At 34.6% G+C, this 16,727-nt stretch carries 9 protein-coding genes; all 9 read right to left on the bottom strand.

The annotated features are described in order from the left end of the window. Positions 1-87 precede the first annotated feature (87 nt). The 9 genes from AABL87_RS04015 to AABL87_RS03975 all read right to left on the bottom strand — a co-directional run bounded on the left by AABL87_RS04015 (position 88) and on the right by AABL87_RS03975 (position 16,633). On the bottom strand, positions 88-1,575 hold the full coding sequence (locus tag AABL87_RS04015; protein ID WP_006265212.1) for a S41 family peptidase: 1,488 nt from the start codon (positions 1,573-1,575) through the stop codon (positions 88-90). Positions 1,576-1,904: 329 nt separating this feature from the next. Then, the gene (locus AABL87_RS04010; RefSeq protein WP_341276975.1) at positions 1,905-3,404 is read right to left on the bottom strand and encodes a calcineurin-like phosphoesterase C-terminal domain-containing protein; all 1,500 of its coding nucleotides are present in this window, start codon (positions 3,402-3,404) and stop codon (positions 1,905-1,907) included. Next, complete coding sequence (locus tag AABL87_RS04005; RefSeq protein WP_253113253.1) at positions 3,404-5,197, bottom strand: alkaline phosphatase; 1,794 nt, start codon at positions 5,195-5,197, stop codon at positions 3,404-3,406. The genes AABL87_RS04010 and AABL87_RS04005 overlap by 1 nt, the downstream gene beginning before the upstream one ends. A 63-nt stretch (positions 5,198-5,260) precedes the next feature. Continuing rightward, positions 5,261-6,850 (bottom strand): RagB/SusD family nutrient uptake outer membrane protein, encoded by a 1,590-nt coding sequence (locus tag AABL87_RS04000; protein WP_006258980.1) that lies wholly within the window; start codon positions 6,848-6,850, stop codon positions 5,261-5,263. Positions 6,851-6,862: 12 nt separating this feature from the next. Then, positions 6,863-9,931 (bottom strand): SusC/RagA family TonB-linked outer membrane protein, encoded by a 3,069-nt coding sequence (locus AABL87_RS03995; RefSeq protein ID WP_341276974.1) that lies wholly within the window; start codon positions 9,929-9,931, stop codon positions 6,863-6,865. Between the two features lie 181 nt (positions 9,932-10,112). Next, on the bottom strand, positions 10,113-13,850 hold the full coding sequence (locus tag AABL87_RS03990; RefSeq protein ID WP_341276973.1) for an AraC family transcriptional regulator: 3,738 nt from the start codon (positions 13,848-13,850) through the stop codon (positions 10,113-10,115). Positions 13,851-14,025: 175 nt separating this feature from the next. Beyond that, a complete protein-coding gene (locus AABL87_RS03985) occupies positions 14,026-14,373 on the bottom strand; it encodes a hypothetical protein (protein ID WP_341276972.1) in 348 nt (115 codons plus the stop codon). Between the two features lie 100 nt (positions 14,374-14,473). After that, entirely contained in the window at positions 14,474-14,800 is a 327-nt protein-coding gene (locus AABL87_RS03980; protein WP_341276971.1) for a hypothetical protein, read from the bottom strand. Positions 14,801-15,655: 855 nt separating this feature from the next. Continuing rightward, positions 15,656-16,633, bottom strand: a complete 978-nt coding sequence (locus AABL87_RS03975) for a deoxyhypusine synthase family protein (protein ID WP_006258986.1) — start codon at positions 16,631-16,633, stop codon at positions 15,656-15,658. Positions 16,634-16,727 lie beyond the last annotated feature (94 nt).

The following is a 16,727-nucleotide window of genomic DNA, read 5'->3' as shown; positions in this document are numbered from 1 at the left end:
AACTTACAAAAAACATATAATAAAAAGGATGACTGCTTGAGTCATCCTTCTACATCTTATATCTATATTTATTTAGAGTATTCTTAATTACTGTTCTTCATTTTGAGCTTGTCTCTTTAGTAGATCTAAAGCAAATGTAAGTTCAGGGTCTTCTTCGTTTAAGATACTTCTATAAAAACCTTTTTCATCTACAGTATAGTCTGGTAGTACTCCTCTACACCCCTTATCTGTACTAATTGAATTATTAAAAAACACTTCTGATCGAGGCAAATCTACCACTGTCTGCGTATTAGGCAATTTATAATTAATAAACCAAGATGCAGTAGTGAAGTTACTACAGGTGCGTGTCTCTTGTCCTATGATAATCCCTCTTTTATTCTCTTTAAATAAAGAAGCAAAATACGCTGCTGCTGATACTGTGTTATTATCTATCAATAACATCGTATTCCCTTCAAAGAAATAACGATCACGAGGATAGTTCTCTACATAAGACTCGTCTAATCGATTATTACCATAATAGTACTCATCTCCTTCTACCTCACTCTTATCATATCGCTGGAACATAAAGTTATTCATATTCTTAATATCCATATCAGAATACTGTCTACCACTAGCATCTATAAGATTCTCACGTACATTGATGTCTATTACCTTAGTTGCATATCTATAATTGTTCTTAAACACTTTTTCTTGTGATATAAAAGAGTAAAACAAAGGAATATTACTTAGATATCCTCCTCCATTACCTCTGATATCAATAATTAAATTCTTCACTCCTTCTTCATTAATCTTCTCAAAGAAAGAACTTAACTTCTGGTAGGCGAACTCTTCTGAAAAAGCAAAAGTCTTAATCGTTAGGCAGTATGTATCGTCATTGACCTTCTGTCCATAGATTCCGTAGGAGTAACTAATGATATCTACTGGCAATATTGCTTTCTGTACATTGTAATAGTTTCGTGCATAGTTAACTGCCTTTAGTGTAGCTTCTTTACTCTCTACAGCATTTAGACTATCAAGATAAGTGATTTTATACTCTTGCTCAGGACTCATTAAAGACACATAGAACGAAAAGTCTTTAGCATCATCAGCCTCTATACTTCCATCCGTTGTTACATTAATACGCTTTAAGTAATCTTCTGATTTTACATCATTTACTTTTGTAATAATACTTCCTACAGGTATAGTAGGGTTGTGTTGATTCACAAACACCTTTCCATCATAAACAATGGTATTAATTGGGAAAAAAGAAGTTTCCTTTGTAAAATCCTCAAAAACGGTACTATCTGTACTCAAAGAGGAATGAGCATCGTGAATTAGAGGAATCGGATTAGATAACAAGAAATTAGCATAAGAAGGATTCTCTTCTAGTTTTTTTCTTATTTCTGCAACTTTTGCATCCAAGTCCTTTTCACTAATAGTTCGAAATGGATTAGGATGTTGCTTTTTTATAATATTAATAAGTATATCAAAATCATTTAAATAATCTTCTTTCGTCAACTCCGAATATTTCTTCTGTCCTAATACAAAAGAACTACTCAATAATAAGGCAATTAATAATAAACCTTTTTTTATCATTCCTGTTCTCAATTAAATTATCTAAAATAAAGAATTTATAGCATTTTAAAACATTATTCCAAAAGCAATTTATGCAAATCTCTTTATTTCCTAAGCATACAAAGATAAAGTTAAGCATATACCTACGCAACTTTTACTAGTATGTATATTATAACAGCTAATTATCAATTTTATTATTTTATAAAAGTTAAAAAAACAATCTTTTTTAAAACAACCAACTTTGTGCTTTTAAATAGGGTTCAAAAAAAGAAAGGTGACCTCGCCAGGCCACCTTCCAATACAAACACTACTAATCTAAAAAGTTGAAACAACAACTTCTTACAACAAAACTATTTTGGGGTCCACAAGACACGATTCTCCACATGATTAAGACCGTATCTAGGATCAATAGCTTTTACTTTAATTAACTGAGGGCCTTCTTTTAACCCCTTAGGTATTGGCATACGCCATAAATGTTTACTCTTCCTTTTAGCGTCTACTAAAGGAGAGGTTTTCATATTTTTATATCGCCCTTGATTCTGTAGCTCTATTAAACGGGTATAATGAGGGTCTACTCCTTCATAGTACTTCATCTTTTGCCAACTTACACCATCGAAGCTTATTTCAACAGCTGTATTCAGATCTGCCGCAAATACATTTGCATAGACATATCCATCGTTTAAGTGTTCTAAACTCTTATCCCACTCTTGTACTTCTGGAGTCCAAATCTGAATCTGTTTATTCTCAGCTCTACCAGATACTTTATAGGATAAGTTATAATCTCCTTTTTGTGTCTCTAGTGTCCAGTATCCCTTCCAAGTACCATCATACATCATAGCAAAAGGGATACCTTCGATATCATGAGGCCCTTGCCACCACGCACCACAAACAGCTCCAGCTACTAATTGATGTACAGGTTTTTTATTATCTCTTTCAAAGTACTGATGATACTGTGTATGTGTATGTCCTACAGCTACAAAGACTTCTTTATAGTCCTTAAACAAGTCTAGAAACTCCTGCTTATCTTCCATAAACTCAATAGGAATATGCATCATCACTTTTACTTTATCATACTTTAGAGCATAACGAGCTAGTACATTTTGTATAAAAGCTTTTTGTACCTCATCTATTGTTCCTATATATTCTTTGTCATTTACAGGAAGTATATTATTAAGTACTAAAATAAGCTCCTCTCCATATTCTAATGCATAATAAGATGGGCCAAAAGCTTTCTTATAACTACTATCTCTATCTTGAAGTGTTAGACCTGATCCAAAGTTTAAATCATGATTTCCAACCACATAATATATAGGGCTACCGATTACACCTAATGCCTGTGATAAAGGCTCAAATACTTCTAAACGATCAAAAGCTAAATCTCCAAGCGGAAAGATTAAATCTGGAGGTGTGGTAGCTAATTCGCTTACCACGAGTTTTTCTACGTGATGAATATCATCCATTACATCCGACTGCAAATCTCCCAATAAAACAGCCTTTAGAGATTTATCTTCCTCTTGCTTATACACAGGAAAATCATAACTCTTATGTTCTTCTCCAAAGGGGATATAAAACTCAACTTTATTAGACTTTGACAAAGGAGACTGATATCCTGAAGGCTTGATTAAAAAGATTTGCCCTTGCTCTAAACTGTTGATCTTATATTCACCTTTAGCATTAGTCACAACTAAATCCTTGCCATTACTGATCAAAACATCTTTCAACAGAGGTTCTCCTTTATCGTATTGCCTATTTTGATTGGTATCTTCAAATACTCTACCTGTTACTTGTGCCCCTTGAGCCCAAGCTCCACTCGTTATAATAAGACTTATACCTACTAATAAGCGCTTCATTAGTTATCTAGATTTAAGAGTTTTATAATCTTATGGTAGACTTCATTATTCTCATAAGCACCTCTAAACTCACCCGATTTAGGCCCGTAAGCAAAAATAGGTACCATAGCTCCTGTATGATCATGAGAAATGAAATCTCCTTCAATAATACCTTGTTTTACGTCTCCTTGTGGAATTGCAAAACCACCTGTCTCGTGATCTGCTGTTATAATAACTAAGGTTTGCCCGTCTTTATCTGCAAATTTTAAAGCTTCTGTTATCGCTTTATCGAAGTCAATTCCCTCTGTTACAATCCCCCCTGTATTATTAAAATGACCATAAGAATCTATTTTAGCTCCTTCTACCATTAAAAAGAAAGGTTGATTTCCTTTTGACAAAAAGTCTAAACTGTGTTTAGTAGATTGGGCTAAAACGTCTGTTCTTCCTTCTATCACACCTTTTAATCCTCCTTCTCCTAAGAAATAACCAACACGAGCATCCTTACTGGTACTAAGCTGTTCTACTTGCTCTAGTAAAGTAAACTCTTGCTTTAGATTCACATTGTTAAAAGACTTCTTTCCTCCACCTACAAAGAGAGAAAGTTGACTTTTTAATAAATCTTGAGCTATTAGTGAGCTATCATCTCTATCTTTTTGATGTGCATAAAAAGCAGAAGGCGTAGCTCCTGTTAACTCATCTGTGGTAATTACTCCTGTTTTATAATTAAACGGCGCTAAGTACTCTGTCATATTCTTTAAAGGCATTCTATCCATTCCCATCCCAATAGAGCGATTATAGGTTTTCTGACCTGTTGCTAAAGCAGTTCCTGCTGCTGCAGAGTCTGTTGTAAAATCATCTCCTGCTTGCGTTTTGATAAAGCCTACACTCTTCAGCTGAAGTAAACTTAAGTCACCTCCATTTGCTAAAGCAGCAGAAGATATCTGTGTCAAGCCATTTCCATCCCCTATTAAGAGAATAACATTCTTAATGGGTAAATCCTTATCGTCATTTGCAAATGTTGGCTTATAGACCTCAGATACTGTTTTATTATGATATACAGCACGATCTAAGTTTTTTAAGTATGTCTGTGCTAGATAAGGATTATCAGTATTGATAACATCAATACCCATATCATAAAATGCTTTAAATGCTGTTTTCCCATCAGGAGTTCCCCAAAAACGAACTTGTTTACCTTGTTTGTGGACTAAGTCTATTACCTCTTGAAGCTTTTGTCTTTCTTCTTCTACCATGCGCCCCTTACCATTCCAGACAGAGTAATCTTTAAAATTAAGACTTACCATGGTTACTCGTTCCCATAGCATTGCATTTTTTAAAGGAGTTAAACTCTGGTGATCTAATTTTACATAGTAAGGATATTGTTCAAAAACTTTTGTATCTGGCTTATTTCCAGAAATAACAAAAGTAATTTCTTGTTCTTTAATTAATCGTTCATACTTCTTTAGCACTGGTAATAATAGCTCCATAGACTGATTTGCATTTGATTTCAAATCGATTAAAAAACTAAGTCCCTTTGCCTTACCAATACCTAATTGAATAGCTTTTTCTAATGATTCCAAATACAGGCTTTCTATCGTTCTATTCACTTGTACAGAACTTACTTCGTGTGCTACATATAACTTGCCTTGTTCTATGACTAAATCAATCTCTATGGACTCTGCTCCATTAGAATAAGCCGTCCAAAAAGGAGTAGATTGATGATAATCATTATGAGAGTGTATCTTATAATTTCTTGATTGAGCATTAGCCATTAAAACACTCGAAATAAAGGCTATAGATAAAAAAAGTCGTTTCATTGTGTTGCATAAAAAAGAGGGCTAGCCCCAAAAAGGTAGCCCTCAATTGGTTTTGAAATTAAATTACCATCCTACGTTTTGTTGTATTCCTGATGATTGTACAGCCCTATTTGGTATTGGCCATACGTGCATATAACTTGAATCAAAGTTTCTAGCTTTCCATACCTCTGATACCTTATAAGGAGAATCAGGGTTAGAACGATCTTCGTGAATTCTTCCATAAAGAGGTTTTCCATAAGCCTCTTTTGCATCTCCCCATCTTACTAAGTCAAAATGTCTATTTGCAAATTCTCCAGCTAACTCTACTCTTCTCTCATGTTTTAAGTCAGTCATTGTCGCCCCATTCTTAGGTGCTAATCCAGCGCGCTTACGTACCTGATTTAATGCCTGATCACCATTCTGCCCAAGCATGATTTGAGCTTCTGCCTTCATTAGTAAAATCTCAGCATAGCGCATTAGAGGAACATTGTAGTTTGTTGTTGGTTTATCTCCATTCATATTGATAAACTTCCCTAAAGCATCTTCTGTACTATACTCATACATATACTTGTTAAACTGAAGTCCAGACATCGAATTCTCTGAAGAGTATCTTTTGGTCTGTCCAAAGTAGCTGAACTCATCTCCGAAGACTAATAGCGTTACTGCTCTACGTGCATCCCCTTTTTCGAACTCTTGGTATAACCCCTCAGTAGGTGTAAAATACCCCCATCCGTTATAAGCTCCCCATCCTTTGTTCTCTAACATACAGCCCGGAAGAATACTTCCTCCTTCTATTCCAGAGTTTACAGACCAGATATACTCACTCTTCCAGTTGTTTAAAGCACTGTGTAATTCTCTGTAATCTTTAGAAGGATTACCTGTATTGACAAGTGCTCTTCCTGATCCAGAATTTGTAACTGCGTCTGCATACTTAATTACTTCATTAAACTTAGAAGAGTCATATTGTGCCCAATATAAATAAGTCTTTGCGATATAGGCTAAAGCAGCATCTTTATGTGCTCTACCATAATTATCAGCTGAATAAGAAGTAAAAAGAGGCAAAAGCTCTGATGCTTTTGTCAAATCTTGAACGATATGATCATAGTTCTCAATCACGCTTTTTGGCCTTGTATAGCTTCCTGCTGGCTGAGACATATTAGCCTCTGTAATAATAGGCACACCACCGTTATTTCCATTATCTCCATACGTATGCGCTAGCCAGAAATAAAAGAAACCACGCATAAAGTAAGCCTCTCCTAGTACTCTCTTCTTTAATGATTCGCTAATTTTCATTCCAGGAACATTAACAATGATATCATTAGCTCTTCGGATTACTTTATAAGCATTTTGATAAATACCATTGATATAGCCCTCATCCCCGTTTAGGTTAAAGTTTTTAATGTTATCTGCTGTTGCATTAAGACGTCCTGTTACCATATCGTCAGAAGCATTAATATACCAAAAGAACCCTCTCCCGAACATTTCATCTTCCATCATCATCTGATACAAGCTATTAGCCGCCTCTGTAGCATCCTGTTCTGTTTTCCAGAAGTTTTCATAAGATGTATTCCCTTTTGGATCTAACTCTGTAAAATCAGAACTACAAGCTCCTAGTGATAAGATTGCTGATAAACCTAATACTAAGCTATATTTAGATAAACTATATTTTTTCATAATTATAAGTGATTAAAAAGTAAATAAGAAACCTCCTGATATTGTTCTTGACACAGGATATCTTGCTACGTCCATTCCTACACCTCCTACTTCTGGATCTATACCATCATATCCAGTAATCGTAAATAAATTATCTCCAGACATGAATATTCTTAAACTAGATTTAGGGGATAGACTATTCATTACACTCTTAGGCATAGTGTATCCGATTGTTAAGTTCTTTAATCGTAAATAAGAAGCATCTTCTAAGTACCAACTAGAAGTCGTTCCATAATTCTGATTATCATCCTTAGTAGATAATCTAGGAAGACTAGCATTCGGATTATCAGGAGTCCATGCTCCCATCACACGACTATCTAAATTATATCCTTGTAAAGAAGCATTGTAAGCCGTAAACTTATATCCGTTGAATACTTTCACATCACCTACTCCTTGGAAGAACATACTTAGATCAAAGTTTTTATATTCTAAGTTTAAACCAAAACTATAAGTGATCTTAGGTAAGTAAGCGTTCATAAACTGCTTATCATTATTATCTATCTTACCATCTCCATTGCTATCTTGAAACTTAAAGTCACCAGGTTTAGCATTAGGTTGTATTAATTTACCCTCTTTAGAACGATGCGCATCAATCTCTGATTGCGACTGGAAGATTCCTAAATAAGGAACTAAATAAGTAGAATAAAGCGGTCTACCCACTACAGATCTATATGGAGAAAGCACCCCACGAACATTATCTCCATGAGCGATATAATCTATTCCACTTTGGTTATATCCATTTAAGTTTACTAGTTCATTCTCTAAGAAACTTGCATTCCCAAAGATCTTATAGTTTAAGTCTCCTATATGATCATTGTAACTCAATGACAATTCGATACCTTTATTCAGTACTTCACCACCATTTACATCTGCTGCTGCTGTACCATGGTGAGCATCTTCTAATCCAGGAATAATCATCCCTTTAGTACGCTTACTAAAGTAATCAGCCACTACGTTTAAACGTCCATTAAAGAAAGCAGCATCTAGCCCAATATCAAAAGATTCTGATGTTTCCCATTTTAAGTTAGGGTTAGACTGACGGTTTACATAAGTCCCTTTACCTGTAAGCATACCATCCTCTCCCATAATAATATCACTATTGCTAAGTGGTACATCAAAAGAATAATAGCCTACAGAATTAATGTTTCCTATTTGCCCCCAAGAAGCTCTTAATTTTAACTCGCTAATTGCATTTACATTAAAGAAGTTCTCTTGTGATATTCTCCATCCCACAGACGCAGAAGGGAATACTTCTGATTGGTTATTCTTAGCTAGACGTGAAGTAGTATCCTTACGCAAACTTCCCGATACGAAATATCGATCATCGAAGTTATACATCACACGTCCTATCAAAGAAGTTAAGGCATCTTCATACACCTCTGTAACTGGCTTTCTGATGATAGAAGCATTACCCATATACTGGTTAAATGATTCTTCACTTCCAAAGCCTTCTCCTTGTACAGAAATATAGTCGTAATTTGTTTTTTGCGCTGAATGAATAGCTGTTAAATTAACATCATGCTTACCAAATGTCTTGTGATAAGTCAACTGGTTATCCCATATCCAATGGGTTTTTTCGTAGTTATTTTCTAATAGGTAGTTATTTAAGTTTGTTCTTCCTAACTCTGGTGCCTTAGGCGTAAATTTCTTATACTTATTACTTGTATAATCATAACTATAAGAAGTCTTGAAGGATAATCCATCAACGATATCATAGTTTAAATACACATTGGCATTTAAGAAATTCGTTGGATTAGATGTTGTAGGTCTTAGCAGTAATGCTACTGGGTTATACACATCTCCATACGCTCCAGCAAACTGTGCTAAATCATGAGGGACTACTCCTCCAAATTTACCATCAGCATCGTATACAGGCGCTGCAGAAGGCATATATAAAGCACTGATAACACTTCCTGAATAAGAACTTGTAGTATTAGTACCAATAGCATTTGTATTTGAGTAGTATACATTCTCTCCAATAGTAACTTTATCAGTCAGCTTAGTATCTGCCTTTAATCTAAAGTTATAACGTTCAGAAAATGTTCCTATTAAAGTTCCTTCTTTTTTATTATACCCAAGAGAAGCAAAATAATTCGTATGGTCAGAAGCTCCAGAGATACTAGCATCTACATTGTGCATAGCTGCAGTTCTAAAGATTTCATCCATCCAATTTGTTCTATTCACTTGCCCCCATGGATTAAGTAGAGCATCATGTGCAGACTGTCTAGGAACTCCTGCATTATCTGCTGCCATATTATATACAGAAGCTTGTCCTTGTGCATCTAATGGTGTTGGTAAGTTTGTTGCTTTTGAAAAACCTGTATACACATTTAAAGAAACACTAGGATCTCCCTTTACTCCTTTTTTAGTTGTAATTACAATTACTCCTGAAGCAGCCTGAGCTCCGTAGATTGCAGCTGCAGCCGCATCTTTTAAGATAGATACTGATTCAATATCATTTGGGCTAATTGCTGGACCATAATAAGGTACACCATCTACTACAGTAAGTGGTGCTTCATTAGCTAATGAACCTGAACCACGGATAACCATCTTACTGCTCTCAGAAGGATCTCCTCCTTGCTGTGTTACAGTTACCCCAGCAACTTGTCCTTGTAAGAAATCACTTAAATTAGACACTGGTCTAGAAGCAACTTGTTTAATATTATCCACTGTTGCAATCGAAGTGGTAATATCTTTTTTCTTTGAAGCTCCATATCCAATTAAAACGACCTCATCTAAAATATTGCTGTCTTGTTCTAAAAGGATACTTACTAATTGAGCGCCTTGATAGTTGATCGTTTTCGTTTTGTATCCTAAATACTCTACAGAAAGAGTACCCGCTTCTTTGGCTAATTCTAGTGTAAAATTCCCATCGGCATCCGTAGTTACCCAAGTAGAATTGTCCTTATTAGCGATTACTGTAGCAAAAGAAACAGGTAGGCCATCACTTTTGCCTGCTACCTTTCCTTTTACTATCACTTGTGCATGTAAGAAAGTACTACCTCCTATACATAACAGCCATACTAAGAAATGTCTTTTCATAAGATTGATTACATTGATATTTCACTTTCGAAAGTACTTCTGCTTTGCATAATACAGGGGTAATTTTCTTTCAGCGAAGTGTAATAATCTTTCAGTAAAAGGCTAATTCTATATCAGAGTAGTGTACTATTTGGACAATAACCTTTAGTTAACACTAGGATAATCTATTCTACATGTTCTTCTAGTCATTTTTAAAGTGTGAAGGACTATGTTCAAAACGCTTTTTAAAAGATTTACTAAAGTACTTCGGATCGTTAAAACCACATTCAAAACAGACTTCTGAAATTGTCAAGTCCCCTTTCTCGATCAATACTTTTGCTTTTTGTAAGCGCATTTCAATTAATATTTCTAAAGGAGATTGCTCTACAAACTCTTTAAACAAACGATAGCACTTCATCTTAGAAATACCTAGCTCTACTGTCAATTGATCTACACTGAACGAGGCATCACTAAATCTTGCATTCATCATTTCCATTCCTTTTCTAAACAAACGTTCATTAGGTGAAAGATTCACTATAACATCCTCTGTTAAATTCGTCTTCCAAAGGAGTGTATTACTTTCCTTGTTTTCTTTATCATAACGAATACGCTTAAAAACCATATTATCTAAGGTCATTTTACCAACTGGTAAGTGAATAAAATCACTAACCCCCAATTGACTCAATTGTTCCTGTACAAAATAATCTACTGTCTCTGCGATATAAAAGATAAGTAACCTTTGTTTCTGAGCCAGTTTTTTAATCTGTGCAAATAGAGATAAGGTGCGATCAGACATCTCAATATTATAAAGTACTAATGCGTCATACTTATAATGCTCTATATTCCCTACTACTCTACTCACACTGTGATTATAGACCAAATTAGTATCTTCTTGTCCTGCTAATAACTGTTTGACAATTGCTTTATCCTCTTCTTTAGCATACACTAGGATATTATTTTTATCCTTTGGTAACACTTGTAGCTCTTCTAAGAATTCATCCCAATTCCCCTTCTCTACTCTCCTATTTTCTTCTAATGGGACTAGAGGAATAGATATGCCAAGAGAGAACACTGACTCACTATTAATAATCAGTATACCATTTAGATTCTGTAATAAAGTCTCAAAAGCTCTGTAGTAAGGACTAAAATTTCTGTTGTCATTCCAAAACGCAAATAAAGTATGACTCTCTGAGTCTAAATCAATGTGTAAAACATTGTCCTTCATATAGAAGCGAACCGTTATTTGCTGATTATCTTCTAAGTACTTATAACATTCGTATAGCAGATAACGCAAGCACAGTTTAAAACGCAATAAATCTACTTCTACCCACTGAGCATCTACTTCATTACACACTACTACCTCTACACCATACTTCTCTTTTATCGCTCCCCACTCCTCTTTTAAGTGTTCTATAAAAGAAGTCATCTCTACACTTACTAATTCTATAGTGTCAAAATCTTTGACTTGCTCTATATAGTTCCACTCCCGAACCATATCATAAACTTTAATCAACTCCTCCTTTTGTGTCGTTTCTACATTAAGTTCTTCTAGTATCCCCAATGTATTGACAATAGGCTTCTTAATTCGAGATAACAAGAAGATTCTGAAATTCTCCATCTCTATATCGTCATTCTTTAATTTGCTATGTAGATTCAGTAATTCTCCTTTCTGTTGTTCTATTTCTTGATTTAAAATACTAAGCTGTTCATTTTTATTAGCGAGATGTCTCTTTTGTGCTTCCACTTCCTTTGTGCGATCTCTTACTTGTTTTTTAAGCTCGATCTCTCTCTTTCTCATCTTCCTTTGCTTGATACGTACACGCCATAAAACAATTACCCCTCCAGCGATGACAAATAAAATAACAAAATAAGGCTGTAAGAAAAAAGGCTTTTCGATTTCAAAAGCAATCATATATACTATACGCTTGTCTTTTTGTACTGTATCACGTATCTCTATCTGATAGCGTTTATGGTCTAAATCATCTAAATTAACTTCTTTTTGAGGAAGAACCCTCCAGTCATCAAAAAGACCTACTATTCTATATTCAAATTGATTAATCGGATATTGATTAAAACCTATAGGATATAAAGTAAGACGCAATTTATTCTCATCTGGTTCAAAAAAACTAACCTTTCCCTCTTCTGCTATACGTTCATTGAGTAAGACTCTAAATTCTGGGGCTTTTTGATCATTTCTGAGATGTCCTGGATCTATGATATTTAAGCCTTTATTTCCTCCATAAAGCAAAAAGCCTTTTTTACTCTGACTATATGCTCCTTCAGAAAATTCTAGTCCTTGCCAACCAATATAATTACTAAAGTTTAAGACGTTATAAGTATGTTTATCTATTGAAGCTATTCCTTTAGTAGTACTAATCCAAACATCATCCTGAGAAGGAGTAAGACTATACACCAAATGACTAGGAAGACCATCTTCTTCTCTAATTTGCTTCTTAAGTTCATAGTCAGTATCAAATACTGATATCCCTCCTAAAGTAGCCACCCATAGATCACCTGTAAAAGCATCTGCATAAGTAGAGAATACACTATTGCCTAGCAATCCTTTTTCTTGATTAATGATATTAATCTCCCCAGATCGACAATCGTAGAATACCACCCCATGTTCTTCAGTAGCTAAAATCAATAAATTATCTTGAATAGAAATATGACGAATATGGTATTGCTTTAATTTATCTTGATTGATAAAAGGTTCAAACTTTTTAGTCAGTGCATTATACTTGCTCACACCTCCCCAGCTACCCATCCATAGATAATGATTGATATCTTCTGCAAAGGCATACGTTCTATTACTGATAAAATGCTTGGTAATTCCCTCTTGAAAAAACTCTTGTTTACCCTCTTCTATCTTTACTACTCCTGCATAGGTTCCTATCCAGATATTACCATGAGAGTCCGAGTATAAACTGCGTATTCTGTTCCAATCCTTATTCTCTTTGTATTTTTCTATAACAACTGGTACAAAAGGTTCATTACGCTTCTTTTGATAAAAAACCCCTTGTGTATAATATCCTATCCATCTACCTCCTAGCTTATCTACCGCAATAGCGCGAATGGTCTCATGTGGTAGATGAGGTTGTCTCTCTGAATGAGAAAACACATAATCAAGACTTGCCTTATTCGTCGGTAGAATAGAGACTCCACCATCTTTAGTCCCTACCCATATATTGTCAAACTTATCTATATGCAGTACCATCACCTCATTACTGAGTAAGCTATAAGGATGCTGTGGATCTACTTTATGGTTTTCGATAATCTTATATTCCCCCTCTATTGCTCTTAATAGAAAAACACCTTGGCTTTTAGTACCGATCCATGTATTCCCATTAGTCTCTGTTGCAATAGCATTGATAATGAACTCCGGAAATTGCTCTCGTATATTCTCTAGTAAACTAGCTTGCACATAATACTGAGGAGACTTCTTTCTAGCATCCTCTACTAAGTGGTCTGCCACATCACCAATATAACGAGCATCTACAGATACAAACTGACCTCCTCTAAAAGTGAACCACTTTTTTGATTCTAGCTGTACGAGAATATTGCCTTGTTCATCTAAACTCAGTACACGAGGTTCACTAGAAAAACTATAATTCTGAAAAACATCATCCTTTATCCATAAACTTATCTGTTTCCCATCAGATAAGATCCACAAGCGATCTTCTCTATCCCTTAGTAATGCATAAATATCATTACCTCCAATAGAATTAGGATTCTTAGGGTCGTGTTTATAGACCTTTACTTGTTTGCCATCTAATAGGTTTAGCCCATCCCATGTCCCTATCCAGACTGCCCCATCAGGGTGATTTGCTATACAATTAATAGAATTATTAGAAAGTCCTTCTTTTGTAGTGATTGTTTTAAAGTGGACACTTTGCCCCCAAGAAAGGCAAGAAAACAGAAAAAATATAAAAAACCAACGCATCGGCACTATTATAGCTTATAAAATGCGTAAAAATAAAGGTATTGAAATATTTAGTCTATAAGCCCAAGTTAAATTATAGTTACCTATATGTTAGAAAAAATGTTTTAATACTATACAGATAACACATCTCTTGACAATATCTCCTTACTAGGATTATCAAATAACGGTATCTTATTCATTCTTTTATAATTTTATCTTTTCTTATATCATCACATAGATTAAAAATCTCTTTCCATATATCACTTTCTCTTATACCATTAATACTCCATAAGTCCGTCCCCTCGGTACTCAAATATAGGCATCTAACTCTCTCTGCTTTCTCATACGTTTCTATTGATATTCTTTTATTAGTAAGTAGCTTTATAAGCGTATCACAATAAAAAAATGTACGAACATTAATATCAAATACTTCAAAAATCAAATATTCTATTTCATCATCATTACGATCTAGAAGAAAAGTACCACAACAATTAAGAGTTTCTAAAAAATAGCTATACAATTGCTCTTCACTAATCTCTTTCATCTTATTTCTCACTATTAATCTTCCTTTTATCACAAATATTCTCCCTTATTCCCCATACATCTTGTCTCATAAAAATAACATCTATTAAGTATTGCTTTCCTCAAGCATTATTTAAACCATAACTAATAAGCCTTTTAGCAATATCTAGATCGCTTACATTCTTATAGGTCTCTTGATTTGATTCTTCGATCATGTCAAGAAACACATAGAAATCAAATAAACTTGACAACACTATATTATTAGCTTCAAACTCTAACACTCCTTCTGTCTGCTCTAGTTCAAAAAAGAAGATCTCGTTATCTATTTGAAAAGGTGTCTCCATGTATATTTCGATAACCTCTGAATCAACATTTAGGAAGTACAACTTACAAAAGTCCTGATAAGTCCCTCCTTTTCTGAAATATTTCACTAAGTCCACTAACTTCATTGTTTCATCTAATTATAACATCTACATTATACTATACAACTACAGTATCGTTCTAGATAAAGCAGTGTTTTTTAATTTAAGGTAAATCATTCGCTACTATAAGGGGATTAATACATGAATAGCACTTCCTCACACTTTGAATAAAATTAATCAAAATAACAAAACCAAAATACAACAATTCAAATAGCTATATAAAACAATTCCCATTGCTTAATTCTCTTAGACACACCACCTATTTCTCCCCTTACCTCCTACACCCTCTTTTCTCCTATCTATTTTTTTACTACCTTTGCCTGCAGTAAAGGCTTTGACTCAATGGTTATTATTGAGAATATTCTTCTATTCAAAGTCTGGTACATCTTACCAAAAAGAAAGCACAAACCACAGCTTTCAAAATCTCAATTTCAAAATTTTAACAAGTTTTTTAACATCGTAAATTCACTGCGAACCGAGTATTCATGCGGTCTCCGTTGTGGTTTGTTCGGAAAGTGTTCGGAAAACACCCCTTTTTCCGAACACTTTGCAAAGAACTTCCGAACAACGTCCAAACAAACTTCCCAAAAGCCTTGCTGTCACTGGCTTTATCGCGTGCTTAAAATCCCTAAAAAACATCTAAATGTTAATATTTTTAACAGCTGTGATTTGTCCTGTTTTTTGAATTTAGATTGGTTAAAATATTCTCATATTTAGAACTTTCATAAGCTTTAGTATTTCTATAATAGAGTAAAAAAAAGTCAATAAACTTATAGTAGACCTCTGATTACCAAATTCTTTCATTTCATTCCTAAGAAATGGAACTCAACTTTTAGTCCTTTATTCTAAGACAAAAAAAAGAGCCCGAAGGCTCTTTCTTATTTATTGTTTCAATACCCATGAGAAAATCAATGGGGCTACAATAGTAGCATCTGATTCGATTACATAACTAGGTGTATCTACGTCTAGTTTACCCCAAGTAATCTTCTCGTTTGGAATACATCCTGAGTAAGATCCAAAAGAAGTAGTAGAATCTGTAATCTGACAGTAGTATCTCCATCTCAATACTGAATCATCCTCTAAATCCTGTGCCCACATAGGAGCTACACACATAGCGAAATCTCCAGCAATACCTCCTCCTATCTGGAAGAAACCAACTCCTTGATCTACAGCATTCTTTTTATACCAATCTGCTAACCACACCATATAGTCTATTCCACTGTTTACCGTTCTAGACTTCAATTCCCCCTTGATTACATAAGAAGCGAAGATATTCCCCATCGTAGAGTCTTCCCATCCTGGTACTACGATTGGTAAGTTTTTTTCTGCAGCAGCTAGCATCCATGAGTTTTTAGGATCTATCTCATAATGCTCTTCTAACACACCGCTTAATAGTAACTTATACATATACTCATGTGGAAAATAACTCTCACCTGCTGCTTCACTGTCTTTCCATATTTTCTCGATATGCCCTTGTATTCTTCTAAATGCTTCTTCTTCAGGGATACAAGTATCCGTAACACGGTTATATTTATTCTCTAACAGAGCCAACTCATCCTCAGGAGTTAAGTCTCTATAGTTAGGAATTCTTTTATAATGAGAATGCGCTACTAAGTTCATAATATCCTCTTCCAAGTTAGCCCCTGTACATGAGATAATAGCTACTTTGTCCTGTCTAATCATCTCTGCTAATGAGATTCCTAGCTCAGCAGTACTCATCGCACCTGCAAGAGAAATAAGCATCTTCCCTCCTTCATCTAAAAACTTTTCATACCCTTGAGCAGCATCTACTACAGTTGCTGAGTTAAAGTGGCGATAATTATGCGCCATAAATTGAGAAATAGGTCCTCTATTTTCCATTTTACTTGTATTGATTAAATTATTATTTAATAATGATATAGCCTTATCACGCTATTTTTGGGATACAAAGATTAGGATATAGAAAAAGGTTTTT

The organism is Myroides sp. C4067 (assembly GCF_038039665.1).
Taxonomy (GTDB): Bacteria; Bacteroidota; Bacteroidia; order Flavobacteriales; family Flavobacteriaceae; genus Flavobacterium; species Flavobacterium odoratimimum.
This window is presented reverse-complemented; position numbering and strand designations above follow the sequence as displayed.